At 67.6% G+C, this 25,587-nt stretch carries 30 protein-coding genes; 18 read left to right on the forward strand and 12 right to left on the reverse strand.

Going from position 1 to position 25,587, the window contains the following annotated elements:
- Positions 1-353: 353 nt before the first annotated feature.
- The gene (gene smc, locus D6860_RS20560) at positions 354-3,809 is read right to left on the reverse strand and encodes a chromosome segregation protein SMC (protein WP_076623230.1); all 3,456 of its coding nucleotides are present in this window, start codon (positions 3,807-3,809) and stop codon (positions 354-356) included.
- A 191-nt stretch (positions 3,810-4,000) separates the two neighbouring features.
- Here smc and D6860_RS20565 point away from each other — a divergent pair, with 191 nt between their 5' ends.
- On the forward strand, positions 4,001-4,459 hold the full coding sequence (locus tag D6860_RS20565) for a GNAT family N-acetyltransferase (RefSeq protein ID WP_076623229.1): 459 nt from the start codon (positions 4,001-4,003) through the stop codon (positions 4,457-4,459).
- Positions 4,460-4,462: 3 nt separating this feature from the next.
- Here D6860_RS20565 and D6860_RS20570 read toward each other — a convergent pair whose 3' ends face one another.
- Positions 4,463-4,837, reverse strand: a complete 375-nt coding sequence (locus tag D6860_RS20570) for a hypothetical protein (RefSeq protein WP_164845656.1) — start codon at positions 4,835-4,837, stop codon at positions 4,463-4,465.
- A 251-nt stretch (positions 4,838-5,088) separates the two neighbouring features.
- Here D6860_RS20570 and D6860_RS20575 point away from each other — a divergent pair, with 251 nt between their 5' ends.
- Positions 5,089-5,646 carry an HdeD family acid-resistance protein gene (locus D6860_RS20575; RefSeq protein ID WP_076623227.1) on the forward strand — a complete coding sequence of 186 codons (558 nt, stop codon included), beginning with the start codon at positions 5,089-5,091 and terminating at the stop codon, positions 5,644-5,646.
- A 3-nt stretch (positions 5,647-5,649) separates the two neighbouring features.
- On the opposite strand, the gene D6860_RS20580 is transcribed toward D6860_RS20575, so the two are convergent.
- The 6 genes from D6860_RS20580 to D6860_RS20605 all read right to left on the reverse strand — a co-directional run bounded on the left by D6860_RS20580 (position 5,650) and on the right by D6860_RS20605 (position 9,311).
- Entirely contained in the window at positions 5,650-6,459 is an 810-nt protein-coding gene (locus D6860_RS20580; RefSeq protein ID WP_017468728.1) for a division plane positioning ATPase MipZ, read from the reverse strand.
- A gap of 218 nt (positions 6,460-6,677) precedes the next feature.
- Positions 6,678-7,241, reverse strand: coding sequence for a F0F1 ATP synthase subunit B (locus tag D6860_RS20585; RefSeq protein WP_076623226.1), 564 nt, complete (start codon positions 7,239-7,241; stop codon positions 6,678-6,680).
- 4 nt (positions 7,242-7,245) lie between these two features.
- Positions 7,246-7,797 (reverse strand): F0F1 ATP synthase subunit B', encoded by a 552-nt coding sequence (locus tag D6860_RS20590; protein WP_076623225.1) that lies wholly within the window; start codon positions 7,795-7,797, stop codon positions 7,246-7,248.
- An 87-nt stretch (positions 7,798-7,884) separates the two neighbouring features.
- On the reverse strand, positions 7,885-8,109 hold the full coding sequence (locus D6860_RS20595) for a F0F1 ATP synthase subunit C (RefSeq protein WP_017469695.1): 225 nt from the start codon (positions 8,107-8,109) through the stop codon (positions 7,885-7,887).
- A 79-nt stretch (positions 8,110-8,188) separates the two neighbouring features.
- Positions 8,189-8,971, reverse strand: a complete 783-nt coding sequence (locus D6860_RS20600) for a F0F1 ATP synthase subunit A (RefSeq protein ID WP_076623224.1) — start codon at positions 8,969-8,971, stop codon at positions 8,189-8,191.
- Complete coding sequence (locus D6860_RS20605; protein WP_076623223.1) at positions 8,961-9,311, reverse strand: AtpZ/AtpI family protein; 351 nt, start codon at positions 9,309-9,311, stop codon at positions 8,961-8,963. Before D6860_RS20605 ends, D6860_RS20600 begins: the two co-directional genes overlap by 11 nt.
- Positions 9,312-9,561: 250 nt before the next feature.
- Between D6860_RS20605 and D6860_RS20610 the strand changes: the two genes are divergently transcribed.
- Positions 9,562-9,897: an ArsR/SmtB family transcription factor gene (locus D6860_RS20610; RefSeq protein WP_076623222.1), complete on the forward strand. Its 336-nt coding sequence runs from the start codon at positions 9,562-9,564 to the stop codon at positions 9,895-9,897.
- Between the two features lie 10 nt (positions 9,898-9,907).
- Here D6860_RS20610 and D6860_RS20615 read toward each other — a convergent pair whose 3' ends face one another.
- The 3 genes from D6860_RS20615 to D6860_RS20625 all read right to left on the reverse strand — a co-directional run bounded on the left by D6860_RS20615 (position 9,908) and on the right by D6860_RS20625 (position 12,118).
- Positions 9,908-10,756, reverse strand: a complete 849-nt coding sequence (locus D6860_RS20615) for a DMT family transporter (protein ID WP_076625326.1) — start codon at positions 10,754-10,756, stop codon at positions 9,908-9,910.
- Between the two features lie 26 nt (positions 10,757-10,782).
- Complete coding sequence (locus D6860_RS20620; protein WP_076623221.1) at positions 10,783-11,664, reverse strand: LysR family transcriptional regulator; 882 nt, start codon at positions 11,662-11,664, stop codon at positions 10,783-10,785.
- A 205-nt stretch (positions 11,665-11,869) separates the two neighbouring features.
- The gene (locus D6860_RS20625) at positions 11,870-12,118 is read right to left on the reverse strand and encodes a hypothetical protein (protein ID WP_076623220.1); all 249 of its coding nucleotides are present in this window, start codon (positions 12,116-12,118) and stop codon (positions 11,870-11,872) included.
- A gap of 456 nt (positions 12,119-12,574) precedes the next feature.
- On the opposite strand from D6860_RS20625, the gene ffh reads away from it, so the two are divergent.
- The 15 genes from ffh to D6860_RS20700 all read left to right on the forward strand — a co-directional run bounded on the left by ffh (position 12,575) and on the right by D6860_RS20700 (position 24,865).
- Positions 12,575-14,080 carry a signal recognition particle protein gene (gene ffh, locus D6860_RS20630; protein WP_076623219.1) on the forward strand — a complete coding sequence of 502 codons (1,506 nt, stop codon included), beginning with the start codon at positions 12,575-12,577 and terminating at the stop codon, positions 14,078-14,080.
- A 7-nt stretch (positions 14,081-14,087) separates the two neighbouring features.
- Positions 14,088-14,618 carry a GNAT family N-acetyltransferase gene (locus tag D6860_RS20635; protein WP_076623218.1) on the forward strand — a complete coding sequence of 177 codons (531 nt, stop codon included), beginning with the start codon at positions 14,088-14,090 and terminating at the stop codon, positions 14,616-14,618.
- Complete coding sequence (locus D6860_RS20640) at positions 14,615-15,145, forward strand: GNAT family N-acetyltransferase (protein ID WP_076623217.1); 531 nt, start codon at positions 14,615-14,617, stop codon at positions 15,143-15,145. Before D6860_RS20635 ends, D6860_RS20640 begins: the two co-directional genes overlap by 4 nt.
- Positions 15,146-15,215: 70 nt before the next feature.
- Positions 15,216-15,821 (forward strand): GNAT family N-acetyltransferase, encoded by a 606-nt coding sequence (locus D6860_RS20645; RefSeq protein WP_076623216.1) that lies wholly within the window; start codon positions 15,216-15,218, stop codon positions 15,819-15,821.
- Positions 15,814-16,119 carry a chorismate mutase gene (locus D6860_RS20650; RefSeq protein ID WP_076623215.1) on the forward strand — a complete coding sequence of 102 codons (306 nt, stop codon included), beginning with the start codon at positions 15,814-15,816 and terminating at the stop codon, positions 16,117-16,119. Before D6860_RS20645 ends, D6860_RS20650 begins: the two co-directional genes overlap by 8 nt.
- Before the next feature lie 50 nt (positions 16,120-16,169).
- Complete coding sequence (gene rpsP, locus D6860_RS20655; RefSeq protein WP_076623214.1) at positions 16,170-16,544, forward strand: 30S ribosomal protein S16; 375 nt, start codon at positions 16,170-16,172, stop codon at positions 16,542-16,544.
- 130 nt (positions 16,545-16,674) lie between these two features.
- Positions 16,675-17,475 carry a MipA/OmpV family protein gene (locus D6860_RS20660; RefSeq protein WP_017468051.1) on the forward strand — a complete coding sequence of 267 codons (801 nt, stop codon included), beginning with the start codon at positions 16,675-16,677 and terminating at the stop codon, positions 17,473-17,475.
- A gap of 75 nt (positions 17,476-17,550) precedes the next feature.
- Entirely contained in the window at positions 17,551-18,057 is a 507-nt protein-coding gene (gene rimM, locus D6860_RS20665) for a ribosome maturation factor RimM (protein WP_017468050.1), read from the forward strand.
- Positions 18,054-18,860, forward strand: a complete 807-nt coding sequence (locus tag D6860_RS20670; protein WP_076623213.1) for a hypothetical protein — start codon at positions 18,054-18,056, stop codon at positions 18,858-18,860. Before rimM ends, D6860_RS20670 begins: the two co-directional genes overlap by 4 nt.
- A gap of 32 nt (positions 18,861-18,892) precedes the next feature.
- Positions 18,893-19,696: a tRNA (guanosine(37)-N1)-methyltransferase TrmD gene (gene trmD, locus D6860_RS20675; RefSeq protein WP_076623212.1), complete on the forward strand. Its 804-nt coding sequence runs from the start codon at positions 18,893-18,895 to the stop codon at positions 19,694-19,696.
- Positions 19,693-20,151 (forward strand): GNAT family N-acetyltransferase, encoded by a 459-nt coding sequence (locus D6860_RS20680; RefSeq protein WP_076623211.1) that lies wholly within the window; start codon positions 19,693-19,695, stop codon positions 20,149-20,151. The genes trmD and D6860_RS20680 overlap by 4 nt, the downstream gene beginning before the upstream one ends.
- Before the next feature lie 282 nt (positions 20,152-20,433).
- Positions 20,434-20,817, forward strand: coding sequence for a 50S ribosomal protein L19 (gene rplS / locus D6860_RS20685; RefSeq protein ID WP_076623210.1), 384 nt, complete (start codon positions 20,434-20,436; stop codon positions 20,815-20,817).
- Positions 20,818-20,828: 11 nt separating this feature from the next.
- Complete coding sequence (gene rpmE / locus D6860_RS20690) at positions 20,829-21,050, forward strand: 50S ribosomal protein L31 (RefSeq protein ID WP_076623209.1); 222 nt, start codon at positions 20,829-20,831, stop codon at positions 21,048-21,050.
- Between the two features lie 201 nt (positions 21,051-21,251).
- Positions 21,252-22,925, forward strand: a complete 1,674-nt coding sequence (locus D6860_RS20695) for a bifunctional protein tyrosine phosphatase family protein/NAD(P)/FAD-dependent oxidoreductase (protein WP_076623208.1) — start codon at positions 21,252-21,254, stop codon at positions 22,923-22,925.
- A 182-nt stretch (positions 22,926-23,107) separates the two neighbouring features.
- Positions 23,108-24,865: a SulP family inorganic anion transporter gene (locus tag D6860_RS20700; RefSeq protein ID WP_076623207.1), complete on the forward strand. Its 1,758-nt coding sequence runs from the start codon at positions 23,108-23,110 to the stop codon at positions 24,863-24,865.
- On the opposite strand, the gene D6860_RS20705 is transcribed toward D6860_RS20700, so the two are convergent.
- Complete coding sequence (locus tag D6860_RS20705; protein WP_017468093.1) at positions 24,812-25,531, reverse strand: metallophosphoesterase family protein; 720 nt, start codon at positions 25,529-25,531, stop codon at positions 24,812-24,814. The two genes, D6860_RS20700 and D6860_RS20705, sit on opposite strands and share 54 nt — an antisense overlap.
- Positions 25,532-25,587: the final 56 nt, after the last annotated feature.

A 25,587-nucleotide genomic window follows, 5' to 3' on the forward strand; every position in this document is an offset into this window, starting at 1 on the left:
CCGGGGGCCAGCCCCCGGACCCCCGCGGTATTTTCAAAGAGAAGAAGAGCGGGCCGTGGCGCCCTGCCCCCGGCGTCCCACGGGAGCATCTCGGTGGGCAGGGCCTTGGGGACGGGCCACCGAGCCTTTGCAATTCGGCGCATCGGCGCACGCCGGTTCGCGTAGTGCGTTCGTGCTGGCCAAAGCACGGACAGCGTCTTTCCCGCGAGGCGGACAGCGCGGTGCGCGAGGGCGGCGGTACCGCCACACGTGAGGCGCACGGCCGGGGCCTGCATTCTTTGGCCTGTCCGACAGCCGCAGGGCGCGTGCGGCACGACGAGACCTTCCGGCACCTCGAGCGGCGCCGCGTCGGGTCAGGCGACCATTCTCTCGGCCTTCTTGAGGTCCACAGAGACCAGCTGCGAGACACCCTGTTCCTGCATGGTGACGCCGTAGAGACGGTCCATCCGGGCCATCGTCACCGCGTGGTGGGTGATGATGAGGAAGCGCGTCTCGGTGCGGCGGCACATCTCGTCGAGCAGGTCGCAGAAGCGGGTCACGTTGGCGTCGTCGAGCGGCGCGTCGACCTCGTCGAGCACGCAGATCGGCGCGGGGTTGGCGAGGAACACAGCGAAGATCAGCGCCAGCGCCGTCAGCGTCTGCTCGCCGCCCGAGAGCAGCGACAGCGTCGACAGCTTCTTGCCCGGCGGCTGGCACATGATCTCGAGCCCGGCCTCGAGCGGGTCGTCGCTCTCGACCATGACGAGGTTTGCCTCGCCGCCGTTGAAGAGATGGGTGAAGAGCATCGAGAAGTTGCTGTTCACCTGCTCGAAGGCGGTCAGCAGGCGCTCGCGGCCCTCGCGGTTGAGCGAGGCGATGCCGGAGCGCAGCGTCTTCACCGCCTCTTCGAGGTCCTGCTTCTCGGAGACCAGCAGGTCGTGCTCTTCCCGGACCTCGCGGGCGTCCTCCTCGGCACGCAGGTTGACCGCGCCCAGCGAGTCGCGCTGGCGCTTCAGGCGGTTCACCTCGGACTCGATCTGCTCGGACGCGCCCATGTCCTCGGGCGCGATGTCGAGCCGCTCGAGCAGCTTCGAAGGCGTGGTGTCCTGCTCGTCCGCGATGCGTTCGGCGGCGGCATCCACGGTCTCGCGCGCGGCTTCGAGCCGGGCCTCGGCGCGGGCCCGTGCCTCGCGCGCATCCGAGGCCGCGCGTTCGGCATCGCGCTCGGCGACGATGGTGGCCCGCAGCGCCTCTTCGGCGGCGTGCAAGGCCTCTCCGGCGGCGGCCTTGCGGGTCTCGGCCTCGGCGATGGAGCCGCCCAGCTCCTCGCGGCGGGCGGCGAGGTCTTCGGGCACCGTCCTGGCCTCGGACAGTTCGGCTTCGGCGGCGGCCCTGCGTTCCGACAACTCGCTGCTGCGCTTCTCGGCGGTTTCGAGCCGGTGCCGCCAGCCCGCGAGATCCTTGGTGACCTGCTGGAGGCGCGCCTTGCGGGCGTCGCCCTCGCGGCGCAGCTCGTCATGCGCAGAGCGGCGGGCCATCATCGTCATCCGCGCGGCCTCGACCGTGACCTTGAGGTCCTCTACCTCGGCGCGAGTGGCCTCGAGGTCGTCGAGATCACCCACCGCACGCTCGGCCTCGAGCAGTTGCTGGCGGGCGGTGGTGGCCTCGTCCTCGTGGCGCTTCACGGTCATCGCGAGGCTCTCGAGCCTGCCCTCGGCCATGTCGCGGTCGGCCTCGGCACGGTTCATCGCGCGCACCGCCTCGTTCAGGCGCTGGTCTGCCTCGCGCCGGGCCTCGCGGGCGGCACGGTCGGCCTCGGTCAGTTCGGCGAGACGCGCCACGAGCGCCTCATGCGTCGCGCGCGCCGCGTCGACGCGAGCAGAGACGCCGGACAGCTCCTGCTTCAGGGCCTCGAGCTTGTTGAGTTGCTCCAGCCGCAGCGCCGCAGCCGAGGGCGCATCCTCGGCCCACGCCCGGTAGCCATCCCAGCGCCAGAGATCGCCGTCGCGGCTCACCAGGCGCTGGCCCGGCTTCAGGAGCGGCTGCAGGCGGGAGCCCTCCTCGGAGGTGACAAGGCCGATCTGGCCCATCCGACGCGCGAGCACCCCGGGCACCGAGACATGCGCCGTGAGCGCGCTCACGCCGTCGGGCAGCGGCTGGGGCGTGTCGTAGGGTGGCAGAACCGCCCAGCCGGTCGGACCGTCGGACGCCACTTCAGGCGCGCGCAAGTCGTCGGCAAGCGCCGCGCCGAGCGCCTTTTCGAAGCCATGTTCGACCTGCAGGAGGTCAAGCACCTGGCCACCCTCGGCGGTGTCGCGGTCGAGAAGGCGGGCGAGCGCGGACACTTCGGCGCTGAGCGCGCTCTGTTCGCCCTCTGCCTCGGAGCGCTCGGCCCGGGCCTCGGCTTCCCGAGATTGCGTCTCGGTGCGCGCGGCGTCGGCCCCCGTGAGAAGCTCCTCGGCGCGCTCGGCCATCTCCTGCGCCTCCTCGGCATGATCGCGCGCGCCGGTCACCGCCTCGGTGGTGGTTTCCAGCGTCTGCTTCGCGGCCGTGAGCGCCTCGCGCGCCTTCGCTGCCTCACCGTCGTGGCGGTCGAGCGTGCGACGGGCATCGGACAGGAAGCGATGGGCAGACTGGTGGCGGGCAGCAAGCCGGGCGACATCCTCGGTGCGCTGCGACAGATCCGCCTCGCGCGCCTGTAGCATGGCCGAGGCCTCGCTCGCGGCCTCGGCGGCCTCGGCGAGCCGGTCGTCGTGACCCTCGCCGGCGGTCTCGAGCGCGCGCGCCTCGCTTTCGAGCGCGGCGATGGATTCGCCGGCATCGTGATTGAGCCCGGCTTCGCGTTCCATGTCGCGGCTCATCTGCTCGATCCGGCGGGTGAGCGCGGTGATGGTGTCGGCGGCGCGGACCTCCTGCTCGGCCAGCGCGTCGCGCTGCACCGTGAGACGCTGGAGGATGGCGGCGGCGATGGCCTCTTCCTCGCGCAAAGGCGGCAGCGTTTCCTCCTGCCCGGCGCGCAGTTCGGCAGCGGCCCGCGCGGCGCTTTCCGCCTGCGCAGCAGCACTGACGGTCTCGCGGTGGCCGGTCTCGGCGACAAGACGGGCGGCATCGGCCTCCTGCCAGCGACGGTAGAGCAGCATCCCCTCGGCCCGGCGCAGGTCGGTCCCGATGGCGCGGTAGCGGGCTGCCTGCTTCGCCTGCCGTTCGAGCTGGCCGAGCTGGCCGGCGAGCTGCTCGATCACGTCGTCGACACGCAGCAGGTTGGCCTCAGTGTTGTTGAGCTTCAGCTCGGCCTCGTGGCGGCGCTGGTAGAGTCCCGAGATGCCGGCGGCTTCCTCGAGGATGCGGCGGCGGTTCTTCGGCTTGGCGTTGATCAGTTCGGAGATCTGCCCCTGCCGGACCAGCGCGGGCGAATGCGCCCCGGTCGAGGCATCGGCGAAGAGCATCTGCACGTCGCGGGCGCGCACGTCCTTGCTGTTGGCCTTGTACGCCGAGCCCACGTCACGGGTGATGCGGCGGACGATCTCGAGCTGGTCGCTGTCGTTGAACCCCGAAGGCGCGAGCCTGTTGGAGTTGTCGATGGTCAGGCTGACTTCGGCGAAATTGCGTGCGGGGCGCGAGGTGGTGCCCGCGAAGATCACATCTTCCATGCCGGCGCCGCGCATCGCCTTGGCGCGGGTCTCGCCCATCACCCAGCGCAACGCTTCGAGCAGGTTGGACTTGCCGCAGCCGTTCGGGCCGACGACACCGGTCAGCCCGTCCGAAATGACAAGATCGGTCGGATCGACAAAGCTCTTGAAGCCTGTCAGCCTGAGGCGCGAGAATAGCAAGATGGACTGCCCTGATTCCGGTTTTCCGGGCATTTTGCCGGTGCTGCCGGGGGCTCGTCAAACGCTTTGCTCTGGATATCGCGGAGCCTTGCCTATTATCCACAAGATATTGCGGCACTATAGGCCGAAACGCCATCTTGACGTTTTGCATGTTAGCGCTTTTGATCATCAGGCTTGCGAGGAGCTGCCCCATGCCGCTTGCCATACGTCCCGTGTCGCCCCGCGATCCGCGCGCGACCGCTCTTCTGACCGAGAGCCACGCGCTGATGAACGCGCTGTTTCCGCCTGACGAGAACCATTTTCTCGATATCGACGGCCTCTGCGCCGAGGGGGTGACCCTCTACGGCGCGGAAGAGTGCGGTGAGTTGCTCGGCTGCGCCGCCCTCGCCCGCCGCGATGGCTACGGCGAGGTAAAGTCGATGTTCGTCGCCCCCGAGGCGCGCGGAATCGGGGTCGCAAGGCGGCTGCTTCTGCATCTCGAGCGCACGGCCCGCGAGGAAGGGCTGCCGCTCCTGCGGCTCGAAACCGGCGACCGGCTCGACGCGGCCGTGGCGCTCTACGAACGCCAGGGCTTCACGCGCCGTCCGGCGTTTGGCCCCTACCAGGAAAACGCCTCGAGCCTGTTCTACGAGAAACCGGTCGACGCCTGATCGTCACCACTGCGTGCATTCCACCGCCGCGCTGCCACCGAACCGCTCGCTGTAGACGGCATCGAAGATCTCGCAGCTTATGCTCCGGTTGCGAGGTTCGGGGGGTGCCGGCTCGCCGTTGCAGGACAGGCCCATCACCATCATCGCAGGATCGCCCGTCACCCATTCGGGTTCGCAGCCGGTTTCAAGGTGAACCGCCTTCTGCGCCCGCTCGGAGATCGGGCCGAAGCGCGCCGGAAACTCGAAGCTGGTCCGCGTCACCTCGGCCATGCGGTCCTTGACCCGCAGCAGGAAACGCGAGCCCTCGACCTCGCGCGTCACCGGAGTGACGCCACGAAACCCGGGGCCCGCCATGCTGCAGGCCAAGGGAAAACACATCAGGAAAACCGTTAAAAACCGCATGAGGCCAACCAACCGCAGTTTGGTTAAAGAGGCGTTAAATTCGCTCGTGGGCCAACGAATGCCCGCCGGATTCGTGCCGGCTGTGCGCATTCCGCCCAGCCCGGGCCAAGCCTGCCACTGGACCGGCATTAATCAGTCAGGGCGGCCCGCCACCCTCCAGTCGCGGGAATGCGATGGAACCCGCTGTGACGCAGGCATGTTCTCCCTCCAGTAGAAGGAGACGTCGAATGCCCGAACATCCCCCAGGTCGCGGGCCTGCGCGACGCTCCCCTCCCGGACCCGACTGGCGCTGGATCCTCATTCTTGGCGCCCTGCTGATCGTCGGTGGCCTCATGGCCTTCATCAAACCCTTCGCAGCCTCCCTGACCGCCGTCGCCATCGCGGGAAGCATCCTGACGCTGGGTGGCATCGTGCAGCTCTGGATCGCGTTTCAGGACACCGGCTCACGCGGGGCGCGGCTTGTCTCCGCCATTCTCGGGCTGCTCATCCTGGCCTTCGGGATCTCGCTGCTCGCCAATCCACTGGCCGGTATCGTCTCGCTGACCCTGCTGATCGCGGGATTTTTCCTCGCCATGGGTGTGCTGCGCATCTGGCTGGGCCTGCACCTCCGAGCGCGCCGTGGCTGGGGCTGGATGGTCGCGTCGGGCGTCGTGTCGTTCGGTCTCGGCATCGCCGTTGTGCTTGCCGTTCCGCACGCCGCCGGAGGCCTCCTCGGCCTCTTCCTCGGGGTCGACCTCGTGAGTTCGGGAATCGGCGCGACGGCTCTGGCCCTGAAGCTGCGCTGACCGCTAGAAGCGGATCTCGACGCCGGGCAGGTTGATCGCGCTCATCAGGTCCCGCAATTCCTGCCGCGCCGCCACGTTCGAGATATTGAGCTGCTTGACCCCGATGTCCTTTAGGTCGAGCAGTGTCAGACCGCGCGGGAACAACTCGCGGAAGATGACCCGCTCGGAAAACCCCGGCGCGATACGGAAGCCGATGCGGCGGGACAGCCGCTCGAGCGCCTTTTCCATCTTCATCTTGTTGATCATCTGCTGCGCGCCGAGCCGGTTGCGCAGAACGATCCAGTCGATCGGCTTCAGGCCCGCCTGCGCCCGCAGCTGCCGCGCGTTCCAGACCATCTCGGAATAGACCGACGGCCCGAGAATCTTCTCGCCGTCGTTGTCGATCCGGGCGAGCAGATCGAAGTCGATGAAGCTGTCGTTGAGCGGCGTGATCAGCGTGTCGGCGAGCGAATGCGCGACCTGGCTCAGGCGGGTGTGCGAGCCGGGGCAGTCGATGAGAATGAAGTCGGACTCCGCCTCGAGCGACGAGACGGCCTTGCTCAGCCGATGGTCATAGGCGTTCTCGCCGGGAGCAAGCGAATCCTGCTCGGCGGGTGGCAGCGGAATGTAATGCGGCCCCGGAAGCTCCAGCCCCTCGCTTTCGAGAAAGCGGCGGCGGTTGTCGCAGTAGCGGCCCGTCGTCTGCTGCCGGAGATCGAGATCGAGCGCACCCACGCGGTGCCCCATGCGCGCCAGGGCGGTCGCGACATGCATCGAGACGGTGGACTTGCCTGCCCCGCCCTTCTCGTTTCCGACGACGATGATATGAGCCACGCTGTCCCCTCGTGCTTGTCCACATGTTCCGCTTCGGCGGCATTTCGCCCACCGTATATGGTGGCGAAACCCAAGCAAAGTCTTGCCGATGACCCAAAGACATGCGGCGCGGCAACCGTGTTCGCGATGCCGCATCCCCGGCGCAGCCCAGCGAGCATGAACGAAAAAAGCCCGGTCTCGATGACCGGGCTTTTCGAAAGTTCAGGGCCGTGCCGACCTCAGTGAAGCTTGGTGCCCACTTCCGAGATCGACTCGTCGATCATGCGGTTCTTGTCGGCCGCGCTGGTCTGCTGCGCGATCACGTCGCGCGCGGCGGCAACGGCCACCTCGGCAGCGCGATCCCGCACGTCCTTCACGGCAGAGGCCTGCGCCGAGGCGATCTGCTCTTCGGCAGCGGCAAGGCGGCGCTTGATGCTGGCGTCGAGATCCTCGCGCGCCTTCTCGGCGGCGCTCTCGGCCTCCTGGCGGGCCTGCGCGACGATACGGTCGGCCTGCTCGGTCATCTCCTGCTGCTTGCGCTCGTAGGACGCCAGAACGGTCTGGGCCTCTTCGCGCAGCGCACGAGCCTCGTCGAGCTCGTCACGGATGCCTTCGGAACGCTTGTCGAGCATCTTGCCGAGCAGCCCGGGCACCTTGAAGTAGGCAAGGACCGCGAGGAACAGCAGGAACGCGAGAAGCACGACGAAATTCGTGTTGCGCAGCGAGAAGAACGGGCCGCTCGCGGCGAGTGCCGGGGTCGCGAAGCCGGCTGCGATGATGCTGGATGTGATCAGCTTGCGCATTGGCTTACCCTTTCATCCGCTCGTCGACGGCTGCCGAGACGGCGGCCTGATCGGCCTTGCCGCCCAGCGCTGCCACGATGGCGGCTGCGGCGTCCTTGGCGACGATCTCGATGTTCTCGACCGCGCTGGCACGGATCTCGGCGATGGCCTTTTCGGACTCCGCGGATTTCGCGGCGATCTTCTTGTCGGCTTCGGCCGTGGCCTCGTCGAGCTGCGCCTTGATGTCGTCGCGGGTCTTCTGGGCGATGGCCTGCGCTTCCGCGCGTGCATCGGCCAGGGCCTTTTCATAGGCCTTTTCCGCGTCGCCTGCCTGGCGCTTGAATTCCTCGGCGGCGGCGATGTCGTTCGTGATCGTGCCCTGGCGCTCGGCCAGAACGGACGCGATCCGCGGCAGAGCGATGCGCGACAGCACGAAGAAGATCACCACGAGCGTGATGAGGAGCCAGAAGACCTGGTTGGGAATCCAGTCGGCGCAGAGCTGCGGCATGCCGATGGCGGAGCCATGGGAATCGACGCAGACGCCGGCAATTTCTTCGGCGATGGGTTCTGTCGCCATGTCGTCCTCCGTCGGAACGTTGTCGTTACATCGGGCGGGCCGTCAGGTGACGGCACCGCCCGCGCGTAAGGATGGTCGTTCCGTCGATCAGACGGCGAACATCAGCAGCAGAGCAACGAGGAAGGAGAAGATGCCCAGTGCTTCGGCGAATGCGATGCCGATGAAGAGGGTCGCGGTCTGCGACGCGGCAGCCGAGGGGTTGCGCAGGGCGCCGGACAGGAAGTTGGCAGCGACGTTGCCCACACCGAGAGCGGCGAGACCGGTGCCGAGACCTGCGATGCCTGCGCCGATATGTGCGAGTTGACCTTCCATGATGATATCTCCTTACGTCTGGAAGTGGTCGATAGGGGTGTTCTGCGGGGCAAGGCGGGCAAGGGTGCCCACCCTGCGGTCAGTGGTGCGGATGCAGCGCGTCCTTGAGGTAGACGCAGGTGAGGATCGTGAACACGTAGGCCTGGATGAAGGCCACGAGGATCTCGAGCCCGTACATCGCGGTGATCGCGAGGATCGAGAGCGGCGACACCACGGCCAGCGCGGCGAAGCCCGCGAAGACCTTGATCACGGCGTGACCCGCCATGAGGTTGCCTGCAAGACGGATGGAGTGGCTGACCGGGCGGACGAAGTAGGAAATCACCTCGATCACGGCCAGGATCGGCCGCAGCGCCAGCGGCGCGCTGGAGACCCAGAAGAGGCTCAGGAACGAGGCGCCGTTCTTGATGAAGCCCACGACGGTCACGGTCAGGAAGACCGCCAGCGCGAGAACCACGGTCACCGCGAAGTGCGAGGTCAGCGTGAAGCTCATCGGGATCAGGCCGAGGAAGTTGGCGACCACGATGAACATGAACAGCGTCATGATGTAGGGGAAGTAGACGAGCCCTTCCTTGCCGGTGACGTCCTCGACCATCTTGTGGATGAAGCCATAGGCCATCTCGGCGATCGACTGGCTGCGCGAGGGGATGATCGCGCGGCGCGACGTGCCCCAGACCATGAGACCGGCGATGACGAGGATGGAAATCAGCATCCAGAGCGTCACGTTGGTGATGGTGAACATGCCCACCGCGCCGTCTCCAAAGAGCGGCTTGACGATGAACTGATCCATCGGGTGAAACACGAGACCACCGGCTTCGGCGCCGTGTTCTGCCATTTCTGCACCGTGCGTCGCTTCAGTCGCCATCGCGATCCCTCTTCTCGTCCTCTCCGGCCTTGCCTTGGGCCAGTTGTTTCTCTTGGATCTCGTTGGCGGAACGCATCATCACCCGGATGCCTGCCACGATCCCCAGCAATGTGAACAGCACCATGAGCCAGGGTGTCGTGCCAAGCAGCACGTCCAGTCCGTAGCCGATGCCGAAGCCGATCCCCAGACCGGCCACCATCTCGGTTACCATCCGCCAGGCGAGGTTCGCCTGGGAATAGTGTTCCTCCTGGTGGGCCTTGTCGCTTTCCCGTGCGGCTTTTGCCGCAGCGATCTTCGCCTCCAGCGCGTCGAGTTGCCGCTTTGGATCGGGATCACTCACCGTTTCAGCCCCTGAGGAGTTCCGCGATGTTGCTAGTCGGCCCGGCGCCCCGAGTCAAGAACAGGTGACCGTCTTGGTCGAACGCCTCAGGCAATTGATTTTTCTATATATTTTCAGATGGATTTTCTGGCGACCCAGCGCAGTGGCGGGCGGTTAGCGCCAACCTCGCCGCCCGGGCCATATTCAACTCGGGAGTTGAGTTTGCCCGCAGCCGCTTGACGACCCGCCCCGGGGCACGACTTATGGCGCCATGACCGACACGCTCTCTGCCGTCTTCGCGGCGCTCGCCGACCCCACGCGCCGCCGCATCCTCGCGATGCTGCTCGAGGACGACATGGCCGTGACCGATGTCGCCGAGCCCTTCGAGATGTCGCTTGCCGCGGTGTCGAAGCATCTCGGCATCCTCGCGGCGGCGGGGCTCATCAGCCAGGAGAAGCGGGGGCGGCTCCGGTGGTGCAAGCTCGAGCCCGACGCGCTGCGCGAGGCCTCGGTCTGGATGTTCGGCTTCGGGCTGGTGGAGCCGGTCAACCTCGACGCCTTCGAGCGCTTCCTCGCAGAGGAACTCGGGGCGGCCTCCGAAGACTGAGCGCGCGGCGTCACTCCTGCTTCAACAGCAGCGCGAGCGCGAGCACGGTCAAGGCAACACCAACGAGGATCAGCGCCGCCGGTGCCCCCTGCCCCAGCGAGATCTGCCAGAGAATGACCCATGACGGCGTGAGGTAGGTGTAGGCCATCACCTTGGCCGAAGGCAGGCGCATCGCGGCGAACTGCAACAGCACGAAGGTGGCAGCGGTGGCCGCGACCGCCGTGTAGACGATGGTCAGCCAGACGATGCCCGGTAGCGCCAGCCAGTCCGTCGCCATTATGTCGCGCCAGCCCCAGAGCAGCAGCAGCACCATGCCGGCGAGGTTGGTCCAGAGCGTGAAGACCAGCGCCGGCTCGCCCCGGTTCAGCCGCCGCACCATCGGCGTATACAGCGCATGCGCCGCGCAGCCGACGAAGTAGACGAGTTCGCCCCGACCGATCTCGAGCGCGAGAAGCGCACCGGGGTCACCCCGGAAGATCACCCAGAGCGCGCCCGCAGCCCCGACCGCCAGCGCAAGCGCCATGCGGCCCGTCATCCGCTGCCGCATCAAGAGCCAGCCGAAGCCTGCCGCCATGAGCGGGGTGAGCGTGAATACTGCCGAGAGGCTCACCGGCGGCGCGGTCTTGAGCCCTTCGAACATCAGCACGAAATACGAGATCATCAGCCCACCCAGCACCAGATAGCGCCAAGGCGCCACGAGCGAGGTGCGCGTGACCCGGCCGCTGGCGGTCGCGACGACCGTCAGAAGCGCCCCGGCGAGCACGAAGCGCACGGCATTGAGCGCGGTGGGCGAGATATGCGGCGCGGCGAGCGACCCCAGCGCAAAGGACCCTGCCACCATGGCCGAGAACGCGAGCATCGCGAGATGCCCCTGCGCCGATGGGCTCACGGCGCCTCGCTCGCCGCAGCGTAATCCTTGAGATGCTGCAGGAAAGCCTGAACCTTCGGCGTGCGATGCAGGTCGACATGAGTCACCAGCCAGAGCGGCGAAGACCACTCCTCGCGCGGCGGAAGCACCTGCACGAGGTCGGGATACCGCTTCGCCTGCTGCACCGATATGAAGCCGAGGCCGGCACCGGCGCGCACCGCCTCTTCTTGCACGCGACCATCCTCGGTCCGGAAGGTGACGCGCTCGAAGGGCACGCTCTTGCGCAGCCAGATCGCGAAGGGCGCGCGCGATTCCGGGTCGTCGTAGCCGACGAAGTCATGCTCGGCGAGCGCCGACTCGTCAGCGGGCATGCCATGCTTTTCAAGGTAGCTTTTCGACCCGTAGAGCGCGACGGCCTGCCGCGCGAAGGACTGCACAACGTTGTCGGGTTCCTGCGGCGGCGAGCCGGCCCGGAGGGCGACATGCGCCTCACCGTATTCCAGTCGGAACAGCCGTGCCCCGGTCAGGAAGCGAACTGTCAGGTCCGGATGCGCTTCGCGGAAGGTCGCGAGCGCGCCGACCATCAGCGGCGAGAAGTTGATGAGCGAGGTGACCAGAAGCTCCCCCGAAACGCCCTCGCCCCGCCCCTTGATGCGGCCGGCGAGCTGAAGGAACTGGTCGTCGGTGGTCTGCGCGACGCGGGCAAGGTCCTGCCCCGCCTCGGTCGGCGTGTAGCCGCGGGCATGGCGCTGGAACAGCTTGACCCCGAGCCGCGCCTCGAGCGCATCGATATGGCGGATCACCGTTGCATGGTGCACGCCGAGCACCTCGGCCGCGCCGCTGACCGTGCCCAGCCGGGCGACCTGGTAGGCGGTGCGGATTTCGTCCCAGTTGGTCATGCGTGCCTTCCGTGCGAGACGCCCCGTTCCCCGCAGTTATGCGGCGCGGCATATGCGAATTGCAAGCAGACGCCCGGCCGCACCACGACATCGGCGCGCGCGACGTGCCGGAAGGCAGGCAAAAAAGAACGCGCCCGAGAATACGGGCGCGTTCAAAAATCTTGTGGCGCGAAGCGAAAGCTCCGTCGCTATCCCTGCGGATCGATCAGCGATCGGTTTCCACGGTGCCGGTGGTCGAGCTGGAGCTCGAGTCGCCACCCGAAGCCGCAACCGCGACGAGCACGGCGGTACCTGCGATGGCACCGGCGATCAGGCCGGGGGACATCGAGGGCGCTGCTGCGAGCGCATAGGGATCATCTTCTTCTTCGACGACGACGGGGCTGCCGGCATAAGCGGCCGATGCCGCCAGCATGCTGGCGAGGGCGGCCGAAGTCATAAGAGCTTTCAGTTTCATTGCGTCACCTTCAAATGAACGGTCTGGTTATCACCATTAGCGGCAGATTGCCGAATCAGAAAGCCCGAATCTGCGCCGCGGCGGGGTTTCGCGCACAAACTGCACAGACGTGCCAAATTTGCCTAATCGCGCGCCGCGCCTCCCTTGAGGTGGCACGCCCCTGCCCGCATGCGAGATGCGAGTACCCTGATCCTTACCGCAACGCGGCGGCGCTGGCAACGTTCCGCACGCCGTCACGGGCACCCCACGCTTGACTCGCGGGCACGCGCGCCGTAAGGCCTGCGCAACTCCGGAAGCCGAATTGCGCCTCCGGTCCCTTGGGGTATGCCCGGGATCGCCCTCCGTCAGCGCGTTGCGCCCACGGGGGCCGTTCTGCATTGCCCCGATGGCATCATCGCGCCGTCGCCCCTATCTCCGGGTGGCAAGAAGGACAACAGACGGGAGGCCCGAGGCCCCATGTTCGAAAATCTATCCGAACGCCTAGGCGGCGTCTTCGACCGGCTGACGAAACAGGGCGCCCTGTCCGAGGATGACGTCCGCACCGCCCTGCGCGAGGTGCGCGTCGCCCTGCTCGAGGCCGACGTCTCGCTGCCCGTGGCGCGCCAGTTCATCAAGGCCGTCGAGAAGAAGGCCACCGGCGCGGCGGTCACCAAGTCGGTGACGCCGGGCCAGCAGGTGGTGAAGATCGTCCACGACGAGCTGATCTCGGTGCTCGCCGGCGAGGGCGAACCCGGCAGCCTGCGCATCGACAGCCCGCCCGCGCCGATCCTGATGGTCGGCCTGCAGGGCGGCGGCAAGACGACGACCACCGCCAAGCTGGCGAAACGCCTGAAGGAGCGCGACGGCAAGAAGGTCCTGATGGCCTCGCTCGACGTCAACCGCCCCGCTGCGATGGAGCAGCTGGCCATCCTCGGTCAGCAGATCGGCGTCGACACCCTGCCCATCGTCAAGGGCGAAGACCCCGTTGCCATCGCCAAGCGCGCCAAGACGCAAGCGGGTCTCGGCGGTTACGATGTCTACATGCTCGACACCGCCGGCCGCTTGTCGATCGACGAAGAGCTGATGAGCCAGGTCGAGGCGGTCCGCGACGTGACCACGCCGCGCGAGACGCTGCTGGTGGTCGACGGCCTCACCGGCCAGGACGCCGTGCACACCGCCGAGAACTTCGACACCCGCATCGGCATTTCGGGTGTCGTGCTGACCCGGATGGACGGCGACGGCCGCGGCGGTGCCGCACTGTCGATGCGCGCCGTCACCGGCAAGCCGATCAAGTTCGTCGGCCTCGGCGAGAAGATGGATGCGCTCGAAACCTTCGAGCCGGACCGTGTCGCGGGCCGCATCCTCGGCATGGGCGACATCGTCGCGCTGGTCGAGAAGGCGCAGCAGACGCTCGAGGCCGAGCAGGCCGAGCGCATGATGAAGCGCTTCTCGAAGGGTCAGTTCAACATGAACGACCTCAAGATGCAGCTCGAGCAGATGATCAAGATGGGCGGCATGGGCGCGATGATGCAGATGATGCCCGGCGCCGGGAAGATGGCCAAGCAGATGGACGAGGCCGGTATGGACGATTCCATCCTGCGCCAGCAGATCGCCCTCATCAACTCCATGACCAAGCGCGAGCGCGCCAACCCGCAGATCCTGCAGGCGTCGCGCAAGAAGCGCATCGCCAAGGGCGCAGGCATGGAGGTGTCGGACCTCAACAAGCTGCTGAAGATGCAGCGCCAGATGTCCGACATGATGAAGAAGATGGGCAAGATGGGCAAAGGCGGCATGCTGAAACAGGCCATGAAGGGCATGTTCGGCAAGGGCGGCGCGCCCGAGGGCATGGACCCGTCGCAGATGGACCCCAAGCAGATCGAGGCCGCGGCCAAGGCCATGGGCGGCAAGATGCCCGGTGGCATGGGCGGTATGGGCGGTGGCGGCCTGCCGCCGGGTCTCAGCGGCTTCGGCAAGAAGAAATAAGCGCACAGTGACCGTCTCGCCCGTCATAACCACGCCGCGCCTCGTGCTGCGGACACCGGTGGAAGCCGACTGGCCCGCCGTGTCCGACTACATGCGCTCGTCGCGGACCCGGTTCACGGGCGGCCCCACCGCGAGCGAATTCGACCGCTGGCGCGGGTTCCTCGCCTCCATCGGGCACTGGACGCTCCGCGGCTACGGCTTCTTCATGGTTCTGAAGGGCGACATGCCGGTGGGCCGGGTCGGCCTCATCTATCACAGCATGTGGCGCGAGCCCGAGCTGGGCTGGAACCTCTTCGACGGTCATGAGGGTCAGGGCTATGCCACCGAGGCGGCGCTCGCCGTTCGTGGCTGGGCCTACGAGACGCTCGGCATGGGCGCGCTGATCTCGCAGATCCACCCCGAGAACACCGGCTCGATCCGCGTCGCGGAGCGGCTCGGCGCCACGCGCGAGAGCGAGGGCGAGCTGCTCGGCGAACCCTGCCTGGTCTACCGTCACCCGGCGCCCGACGCCGACGGCAGCCCGGAGGCCTACGCATGAGCCTCGTGACCGCCCCCCGCCTCGAAACCGAGCGGCTGATCCTGCGCGGCCCCGAGCCGCGCGACGCCGAGCCGATGATCGCCTTCCTGCTCGACCGCCCGCGCGCGGACGGTTTCGGCGCCAGCGACCATCGCGGCGACGCCTGGCGCTGGTTCGCGCTGAACGTGGGCCACTGGCACCTGCGCGGCTACGGCTACTTTACCATAGAGCTGAAGGAGACCGGCGCGGCGGCGGGCATCTGCGGCGTCTGGAACCCCGAGGGCTGGCCCGAGCCCGAGCTTGGCTGGGTGGTCTTCGCCGACCACGAGGGCAAGGGCATCGCCCGAGAGGCGGCGCTGCGCGCCCGCCGGTATGCCTACGAGGATCTCGGGCTCACCACGCTGACCTCGAACATCGTGCCCGGCAACAGCCGCTCTATCGCGCTGGCCGAACGGCTCGGCGCGACCTACGAGCGGACCTACCACAACTACGCGATGGGCGAGGACCTGCTCTACCGGCACCCCGGCCCCGACGAGGTGCTCGGATGATCGCCCCCGTCGCACAAAGTATCTCCGCCGGCATCGTCTACGGCTGCCCTCATGCGTGGGGGGCCGCCTGATGGGACACCACGAGATTCCCGTGCTCGAGACGAAGCGGCTGATCCTGCGCGCGCCCGAGCCGCAGGACTACCCCGACTTCAAGGCGACCTTCGCCTCCTACCGCTCGCGCTTCATGGGCGGGCCGCTCAATGCCTACGAGACCTGGATGCTCTATGCGGCCGAGATCGGCCACTGGGAGATCCGCGGCTTCGGCATGTGGATGGTCCACCTGCGCGACACCGACGAAACGGTCGGCATGGCTGGCGGCTGGTTCCCCGCGAAATGGCCCGAGCGCGAGATCGCCTGGATCATCTGGCCCGACAAGGCCGGCCGCGGCTTCGCGCTCGAGGCGACGCACCGGGTGCGCCGCCACTTCTACGACGCGCAGGGCTGGGAAGGCGCGGTGTCCTACATCGACCCGAAGAACCTCGATTCCATCCGGCTGGCCGAACGGCTTGGCGCGAAGAAGGACGCCGCCGCCCCGTCGATCGACGGCAGCGACGCGGTCTACCGTCATCCTGCCCCGGATGCGCTGCGCGGCACGCAGCTCGCCCATGGCATCGACATGGAAATCGCGAATTTCCAGGATCCCCTGTTCAAACCGAAAGGCTGGGCCATTGACTGAGACGCATGATCCCGTTAACCGCGCCGCCGCGCTTCTCAAGGACCACCGCGAGAGCATCGACCGGCTGGACGCGATTCTCGTCTTCACCCTGGCCGAGCGGTTCAAGCACACCCAGGCCGTGGGCGTCCTCAAGGCGCATCACGACCTGCCCCCCTCCGACCCCGCGCGGGAAGAAAAGCAAATCGCGCGGCTCCAGGATCTGGCGGAGAAGGCGGATCTCGATCCGGACTTCGCCAAGAAATTCCTGAATTTCGTCATTCAGGAAGTCATCAAGCACCACGAACGACACCAATCGTGAGGTCGGCCCGGCCGACCGAAACCAACGCCATTCGATAAGGAGAAACTGAAATGGCCCTCAAGATTCGTCTCGCCCGCGGCGGCTCCAAGAAGCGCCCCCACTACTCGATCGTCGTCTCCGACTCGCGCATGCCGCGTGACGGCCGCTTCATCGAGAAGATCGGCACCTACAACCCGCTGCTCGCCAAGGACGACGAGCGCCGCGTGAACATGGACGTCGAGCGCGCCCAGTACTGGATCGGTCACGGCGCCCAGGCCACCGACCGCGTGCAGCGTTTCCTCGAGAACGCCGGCGTTGCCGAGAAGCAGACGCGCAACAACCCGCAGAAAGCCAAGCCGGGCAAGGCCGCGCAGGAGCGCGCCGAAGCCAAGGCCGCAAAGGCAGCCGCTGCGGCGGAATCCACCGAGGAAGCAGGCGCGGAGTAATCCCGCCGGCATCCCGGACCGGAAAGTGGCGCGCGGGAGAGACACCCGCGCGCCATTTCCTTTTTCCGGGTATGCACTACCGTCCAGATCGCTAGATTGGGAATCACCACTCTCACCCCCGGAGTCCGCGATGATCTCTGCCCGCCTGCTCATGCCGCTTGTTCTCTGCGCCGCGCCGCTCGCCGCCGTCGCACAACAGACCGAGACCGTCTCGACCATGTCGTCGGCCTCGAATGCGGACCTGACCTTTTCGCTGCGCGGCGGCGTGTCCTATTCGCCCGAGTATTTCGGCTCGGACGATTACGCGGTGGGCCCCGACGTCGGGTTCAAGTTCCACGGGCTCAACCTGAGCAACGGCCGGAGCTTCGGCAGCGGCGACCCTTGGGCCGATACGCTGGGCTGGGACGTGCACGGCGCCTTCCGCTACATCGGCGAACGCGACGCGTCCGAACATGACGACCTGCGTGGCATGGACGATGTCGATGCCGCCGTCGAGCTTGGCTTCGGCTTCGGCTACACCGCCGAGTACTTCTCTGCCTACACCGACGTGCGTCGCGGTTTCGGCGGCCACGAGGCCTGGGTCGGCGAGGCCGGTCTCGACCTGATCGCCCGCCCCACCGACCGCTGGAAGCTGACCGTGGGCCCGCGCCTGTTCTGGGGCAGCGACGACTACGCCGACACCTATTTCGGCGTCGACACCTCCGAGGCAGCCGCCGGCCGTCCGGCCTACGAGGCCGAAGGCGGCCTGCTGACCTCGGGCGTCGAGGTCGGTGCGCGCTACCAGATCGACGACGACTGGGGCCTCGAGGGCGCGGTGACCTGGGAGAAATACCGGAACGATGCCGCGGACAGCCCGATCGTCGAGAACGGCAGCGACGACCAGTGGTCGGTGCGGCTTGGCGTGACGCGCGTCTTCCGGCTGCGGTTCTGAGCGCCGGGCGATTGCCAAGCCCGCGCGGTCTGGTCTATCCAGTCCTCCGGACTTTCGGAGCATAGCGAGGCCGTCGTGAGCGATACGATCTGCGTTGGAACTGTTTCGGGCGCCTTTGGCGTGCAGGGCGAGGTGCGCCTCAAGAGCTTCACCGCCGACCCCGAGGCCATAGCCGATTACGCCCCCCTGACCACCGAGGACGGCAGCCGCAGCTTCGACATCCAGTTGACCCGCGCCGTCAAGGGAGGCTTTGCCGCCCGCCTGTCCGGTGTGCGCAGCAAGGAGGACGCCGACGCGCTGCGCGGCACCCGCCTGTTCGCCCCGCGCGACCGGCTTCCCGCCCTGCCCGACGACGAGTTCTACCACGCAGACCTGATCGGCCTGTCGGTGCAGGACACCGGCGGCGCCGTGCTGGGCACGGTCAAGGCGGTGCTGAACCATGGCGCCGCCGACCTCCTCGAGGTGCAGGTGCCCGGGGCCTCGACCACGGTGCTGCTGCCCTTCACCCAGGCCGCCGTGCCGACCGTCGATCTTGCCTCGGGGCGCATCGTCGCGGACCCGCCGGACGGGCTCTTCGAATGACGCGGATCGTCATTCATGCCGGTTTTCACAAGACCGGCACGACGACGGTCCAGACCACCCTCCAAGCCAACCGCGCCCTGCTGGAGCCGCACCTGCGGGTGTGTCTCAAGGCCGACTTCGAGCGCCTGACGAAAGCCGCCCGCGCCTATTCGCTCGCCCCCGACGAGGCCGGCCGTGCCGCTGTCGGACGCGAGGCCGCGCGGTTCTTCCGCCGGCTCGACCGCGACGACCCGCGCCCGGTGCTGATGGCCTCCGAGGACCTCTCCGGCCATCTGCCGGGGCGGCGCGGACTGACCCGTTACCACGCCACCGCCGAGATCATGGCGCTGCTCTCCGAGACCGCCGTGGCCCGCCTTGATGCAGCGCCTGTGTTCTTTTTCTCGACGCGAGAGCGGGATGCCTGGCTGCGTTCGACCTGGTGGCAGAACCTGCGCAGCACCCGGCTGACCCTCGATCTCGACCGTTACGCAGAAGAACTTGCCGGGGCCGTAGATCTCGAGGCGATTGTGGCTGAGGTTGCGGTCCGCGTCGGCCCCGCGCAGGTCGCCTCGGAGCCGCTGGAAACCAGCCGCAGCCGCCGCGAAGGCCCGCTCGCGCCGCTGCTCGACCTCGTGGCGCTGCCCCCCGAGCCGCGCGCGGCACTGGAACTGCGCCCGCCCGAGAACGTCCAGCCCGACATCGGGCTCGCCGAGGTGTTCCTCGCGCTGAACCGGAGCGGCCTCGACGACCGCCACCTGCGCGAGGCGAAGAAGACCCTGCGGCGGCTGGCGATAAGGCAGGCGGACGGCGACCGAGCCGCTTGAGCCGCCCCCGGCTTGCGGCTAGAGGAAACGCCATGAGCGATGCACCCAGATCCCACGGCCGCAAGAGCCTCCGCCCCAGCCTGAAGCCGCGCGAGCTGATGGACGCGAGCCCCGCGCTTGCCCGCGCGTGGCGGGCGCAGGTCATCACCCTCTTCCCCGAGGCCTTTCCCGGCACGCTGGGCCTGTCGCTGACCGGCAAGGCGCTGCAGGAGGGCACGTGGCAGCTCGACGCGATCCCGCTGCGCGAGTTCGGCGAGGGCAAGCACCGCAACGTCGATGACACGCCCGCTGGCGGCGGCGCCGGCATGGTGCTGCGCCCCGACGTCATGGGCCGCGCGCTCGACACCGCGCGGCGCGGCATCTCGCCCGCCGCCCCGATCCTCTACCTCAGCCCGCGCGGGCGCCGCTTCGACCAGTCCGTTGCCCGGCAGCTCGCGCAGACCCCCGGCGTCACCCTGATCTGCGGCCGCTTCGAGGGGCTCGACCAGCGGGTGCTCGACCACTACGGCATCGCCGAGGTCTCGATGGGCGACTACGTTCTGACCGGTGGCGAGATTGCCGCGCAGGCGCTGCTCGATGCCACCGTGCGGCTCCTGCCCGGGGTGCTGGGCAATGCCGACTCGATCGAGGAAGAGAGCTTTTCGCACGGGCTGCTGGAGCATCCGCAATACACCCGCCCTGCCGAGTGGGAGGGGCTCGAGATCCCGCCGGTGCTGCTTTCGGGGCATCACGGCGAGATCGACAAGTGGCGCCACGCGCAGGCGGAAGAAATCACCCGCCAGCGCCGCCCCGACCTCTGGGAGGCCTACCGGGCCAAAAAGGAGCGCGGCGAATGAGCGGCATCACCATGCGGCGCGCGACCGAGGTCGACGTGCCCGCCATCGTCGCGATGCTCGCCGACGATCCGCTGGGCGCCACCCGCGAGGCGCTCGGGCCGCCGTTGTCAGAAGCTTACGTCACCGCGTTCCGGGCCATCGATGCCGACCCGAACCAGCTGCTCGCGGTGGCGGATCGCGACGGCGCGGTGGTCGGCACGCTGCAGCTCACCTTCATCGCCGGGCTGTCGCGCAAGGGCGCGCTGCGCGGTCAGATCGAGGCGGTGCGCGTCGCCGCCCCCGCCCGCGGCGAGGGGCTGGGCGGCCGGATGATCGAGTGGGCCATCGGGCAGTGCCGCGACCATGGCTGCGTCATGGTCCAGCTCACCTCGGACGCCAGCCGCGCCGAGGCGCATCGCTTCTACGAACGGCTTGGTTTCTCGGCCAGTCATGTCGGCTTCAAGCGCCCGCTCTGAACGGCATTTCACGCAGTTTTCCCTTGATCGAAAGCGTGGCTGCGCCTATACGCAGCGCGTCCGCAGGCTCTCCCGAGTCGAGCGGACTCGTTCGGTATTGCCTGACCCGTATCTTCGGCGGGGCATGGATGGGCCGGACAAGAAGAACGATACGGAAAACGACGTCGATAGCCTCCTGCGGGCGCACCGGACCCGATCCGGCGCGGACCCGAACGAAGACACGGAGCTCTGGGACGCGAGACACGTCACGGGTCCAACCGTGAGCATATAGGAGAAGGTCAGATGGATCTGATCGCACAGCTCGAGGCGGAACAGATTGCCGCCCTGGGGAAAGAGATCCCCGACTTCAAGCCCGGCGACACCGTGCGCGTCGGCTACAAGGTGACCGAAGGTACCCGCAGCCGGGTGCAGAACTACGAAGGCGTCTGCATCAGCCGCAAGAACGGCAAGGGCATCGCGGGTTCGTTCACCGTTCGCAAGATTTCCTTCGGTGAAGGCGTGGAGCGTGTGTTCCCGCTGTATTCGACCAACATCGAGTCGATCACCGTCGTGCGCCGCGGCAAGGTCCGTCGCGCCAAGCTCTACTACCTGCGCGCGCGCCGCGGCAAGTCGGCCCGTATCGCGGAGAACACCAACTACAAGCCCCTCGCGGGCGCCGACGCATAAGGAGCGACGCCATGAAAAAGGGCATCCATCCCGACTACCACGTCATCGACGTCAAGATGACGGACGGCACCGTGTACCAGACCCGCACCACCTGGGGCAAAGAGGGCGACACGCTGTCGCTCGACGTCGACCCGACGGTGCACCCGGCCTGGACCGGCGGCACCTCGCGCCTCATGGATACCGGCGGCCGCGTGTCGAAGTTCAAGAAGAAGTACGAAGGCCTGGGCTTCTGATCCTGCCCCCTTCCGACGAACGGACGCCGCCCCTCGGGGCGGCGTTTTTCGTTTCCCGCATCGGAAATGTTCCGCCTTCCGGACATCGGCAGGCCAAGTCTCACGCCACGGTGATCGCCTGCGACCCTCCACCACATGACAAATTCCATACAGTGAATATATAACGCATCAGTTCCGATTTCGGCTTGGAGGAGATGCGCCGTGGAATTCAGGAAGATCAACGAGGACATCACCGTCTCGCCGCAGATCACCCGCGATGACGTGGCCGGGATTGCCGCCGCCGGCTATCGCGCGATCATCTGCAACCGCCCCGACGGCGAAGGCGCCGACCAGCAGAGCTTCGAGGAGATCGAGGCCGCCGCGAAGCAGCACGGGCTCGAGGCCCGCTACATGCCGGTGGTCTCGGGCAAGGTCGAGGACAGCAGCGCCGACGAATTCGGCCGTGCCCTGCGCACGCTTCCGGGGCCGGTCTTCGCCTACTGCCGCACCGGCACCCGCTCGGCGACGCTCTGGTCTCTCTCGCAGGCAAAGACCATGCAGCCCGCCGAGATCCTCATGGCCGCGAGAAACGCCGGCTACGACATGGCCGGCGTGGTGCGCCGCATCGTCAACGGCGGCAAGACCCCGACCGACACCGGCGACGCGCGTTTCGACGTCGTGGTGGTGGGCGGCGGCGCGGCGGGCATCGCCGTCTCGGCAAGCCTCAAGGCACGCAAGCCGGACCTGTCGATCGCGGTGCTCGATCCGTCGGACGTGCATTACTACCAGCCCGGCTGGACCATGGTCGGCGGCGGCATCTTCGAGGCCGGGACCACCGCCCGCACCATGGGCAGCCTGATCCCGAAAGGCGTACACTGGATCAAGTCCGCCGTCGCGGCCTTCGAGCCGCAGAACAACGCGGTCATTCTCGACGGCTGCCGGGTGGTGAAATACGACCGGCTGATCGTCTGCCCGGGGCTCAAGCTCGACTGGACCCGCGTCAAGGGGCTCGTCGACACGCTGGGCAAGAACGGCGTGACCTCGAACTACCGCTACGACCTCGCCCCCTACACCTGGGAGCTGGTGAAGGGGCTCAAGGGTGGCCGCGCGCTGTTCACCCAGCCGCCGATGCCGATCAAATGCGCCGGAGCGCCGCAAAAGGCGATGTATCTGTCGGGCGACCACTGGTTCCGTACCGGCATCCTGCCGCGCATCGACATCCAGTTCATGAACGCCGGCGGCGTGCTCTTCGGCGTGAAGGATTACGTGCCGGCGCTCGAGGACTACGTGAAGAAATACGACGCGACGCTCAACTTCTTCCACAACCTCGTGGCGGTGGACGGCCCCGCGCGCAAGGCGACCTTCGCGGTGAACAAGCCCGACACCGAGCCCACGACGGTCGAGGTCGATTTCGACATGCTGCATGTCTGCCCGCCGCAATGCGCGCCGGACTTCATCCGGGTCTCGCCGCTTGCCGACGAGGCCGGCTGGGTCGACGTCGACCCGGCAACGTTGCGCCACAAGACCTACGAGAACATCTGGAGCCTGGGCGACGTGATGAACGCGCCCAACGCGAAGACCGCCGCGGCGGCGCGGATGCAGGCCCCTATCGTGGCCGAGAACGTGGCCGCCGACATCGACGGGCTTTCGCCGCACGCACTCTACAACGGGTATGGCTCCTGCCCGCTCACCGTCGAGCGCGGCAAGATCGTGCTGGCCGAGTTCGGCTATGGCGGCACCCTGCTGCCGAGCTTCCCGAAATGGCTGATCGACGGCACCAAACCCACCCGTGCCGCATGGCTCCTGAAAGAGCAGATCCTGCCGCCGGTCTACTGGAAGGCGATGCTGCGCGGCCATGAGTGGATGGCCCGCCCCGAGAAGGTCTCGGCCAGCTGATCCCCACGGGGCCCCGGCGAACGGCCGGGGCCCTCCGTTGCGCGGCTCCGGGCTGACGTCGTCACGAAAGCTTTCTTGTTTCGCCCCTATCAAATTCTATGTATTGAATGTATCTAGCGGGAAACGACGGGCGACTCGCAGATCGCGCCGCCCTTCCCGCACCAAACGACCGGACGCTGCTCATGCCCCTCCCCCGCCTCTCCCGTTACCTGCCGATCCTGTCCTGGGCGCGCACCTACGACCGGGATACCGCGACCTCGGACCTCGTCGCGGCGGTGATCGTGACGATCATGCTGATCCCGCAGTCGCTGGCCTATGCGCTGCTCGCGGGACTGCCCGCCGAGATGGGTCTCTACGCGTCGATCCTGCCGCTGGTGGCCTATGCGCTCTTCGGCACCTCGCGGGCGCTCGCGGTGGGGCCGGTGGCGGTGGTGTCGCTGATGACGGCGACGGCGATCGGCCAACTCGGCCTGTCGGAGCCGGCGGACATCGCGCTGGCGGCTGTCACGCTGGCCTTCATATCCGGCGTGTTCCTCGCGCTTCTGGGCGTGCTGAAACTGGGGTTCCTCGCGAACTTCCTGTCGCACCCGGTGATCGCCGGCTTCATCACCGCCTCGGGCGTGCTGATCGCCGCGTCGCAGCTCAAGCACATCCTCGGCATCGATGCGGGCGGGCACACGCTGGTCGAACTGGTGATCTCGATCGGCGAGCACATCGGCGAGACCAACCTCATCACGCTGGTCATCGGCATCGGCGCCACCGCCTTTCTGTTCTGGGTGCGCAAGGGGCTGAAGCCGCTGCTGCTCAAGGCCGGACTGAACCGGCGCCTCGCCGATGTCCTTGCCAAGGCAGGCCCCGTCGCCGCCGTGGTGGTCACCACGCTGCTGGCCTGGGGCTTCGGGCTCGACGAGCGCGGCGTGAAGCTGGTGGGCGAGGTGCCGACCGGCCTGCCGCCGCTCTCGGCGCCGTCGTTCGACCTGTCGATGTGGCAGACGCTTCTGCTGCCGGCGATCCTGATCTCGGTGATCGGCTTCGTCGAGTCGGTCTCGGTGGCACAGACACTCGCTGCCAAGCGCCGCCAGCGCATCGACCCCGACCAGGAACTGATCGGCCTTGGCGCCTCGAACGTCGCCTCGGCGGTCTCGGGCGGCTTCCCGGTGACGGGCGGCTTCTCGCGCTCGGTGGTGAACTTCGACGCCGGCGCCGAGACCCCGGCCGCGGGCGCCTTTACCGCCGTGGGCATCGGCCTCGCGACGCTGGTGCTGACGCCGCTGCTGTTCTTCCTGCCCAAGGCGACGCTGGCCGCGACGATCATCGTCGCCGTGCTCAGCCTCGTGGATTTCTCGATCCTCAAGAAAACCTGGGTCTACTCCAAGGTCGACTTCACCGCCGTCACCGCGACCATCGTGCTGACGCTGCTTGTGGGCGTCGAGATCGGCGTCTCGGCGGGCGTGCTGCTGTCGATATTCCTGCACCTCTACAAGACCTCGAAGCCGCATGTGGCCGAGGTCGGGCTGGTACCGGGCACCCACCATTTCCGCAACATCAACCGCCATGACGTGGAGACGCTCGACGGCGTGCTGACGCTGCGCGTGGACGAGAGCCTCTACTTCGTGAACGCCCGCTTCCTCGAGGATCTCGTGCTCGAGCGCGTGGCGAAATGCGAACGGCTCGAGCACGTCGTGCTGATGTTCCCGGCGGTGAACGAGGTCGACATGAGCGCGCTGGAAACGCTCGAAGAGCTGAACCGCCGGCTGGCCGAGCAGGACATCACCCTCCACCTGACCGAGGTGAAGGGGCCGGTGATGGACCGCCTGAAGCGGTCGCATTTCCTGCAGGATCTCTCGGGCGAGGTCTTCCTGTCGCAATACGACGCGTGGTGCGCCCTAAAGCCCGGCGCGGCCGAAGGGTCCGAGCGCGAACGCGTCGCGGCCCAATAGCAGCACCGGAACCAGCGGCCGCCCGTAGCCCGCGCCGCCGTCGAGGTTCATACGGTTCGGGTAGAGCTGCGGCGTCTGCAGCGCGGTGTGACCGTGGACCACCAGCCGGCCGTAGTCCCGCTCGTCGCTCAGGAAAGGCTCGCGGATCCAGACGAGATCGTCCTCGACCTGCTCGTCGAGCGGCACCCCGGGGCGCAGCCCGGCGTGGACGAAGATGTGCGCGTCGGTCTCGTGGAGGCGCGGCAGCCCGGCGATCCAGTCCCGGTGCGCCTGTGGCACCGCCTTGAGCGCCTCGGCGTGGATGTCCTCGGGCCAGCGGCGCGGATCGGTGTCCACGCCGTAGGACGCGAGCGTCTGGTCGCCCCCGATCGGCGGGTCGGTGTAGTAGAGCGGCCGGCTGGTCAGTGGGTCCTGGTAGCTCGGGTCCTCGAGATAGCGCAGCAGGTAACGGTCGTGGTTGCCCATCAGGCAGGTCCAGGGCTTGCCCTCTGCCTGCCCCTGCATGAGCAGCTCGATCACCTCGCGGCTCTGCGGGCCACGGTCCACGAAGTCACCGGTGAAGACGACGGGCGCCTCGGCGTCCGGATCCCTGGCGATGTGGTCGAGTGCCTTGTGCAGCTCGTCGAGCTGCCCGTGGATATCCCCCACGGCGAAAATCGGTTGCATGATCAATGTCCTTTCCTGCCACCCTTAGTTGACCTTGCCGCACTGCGGAACAAGGG

Source organism: Salipiger sp. D13 (assembly GCF_003703915.1).
Lineage (GTDB): Bacteria > Pseudomonadota > Alphaproteobacteria > Rhodobacterales > Rhodobacteraceae > Salipiger > Salipiger profundus.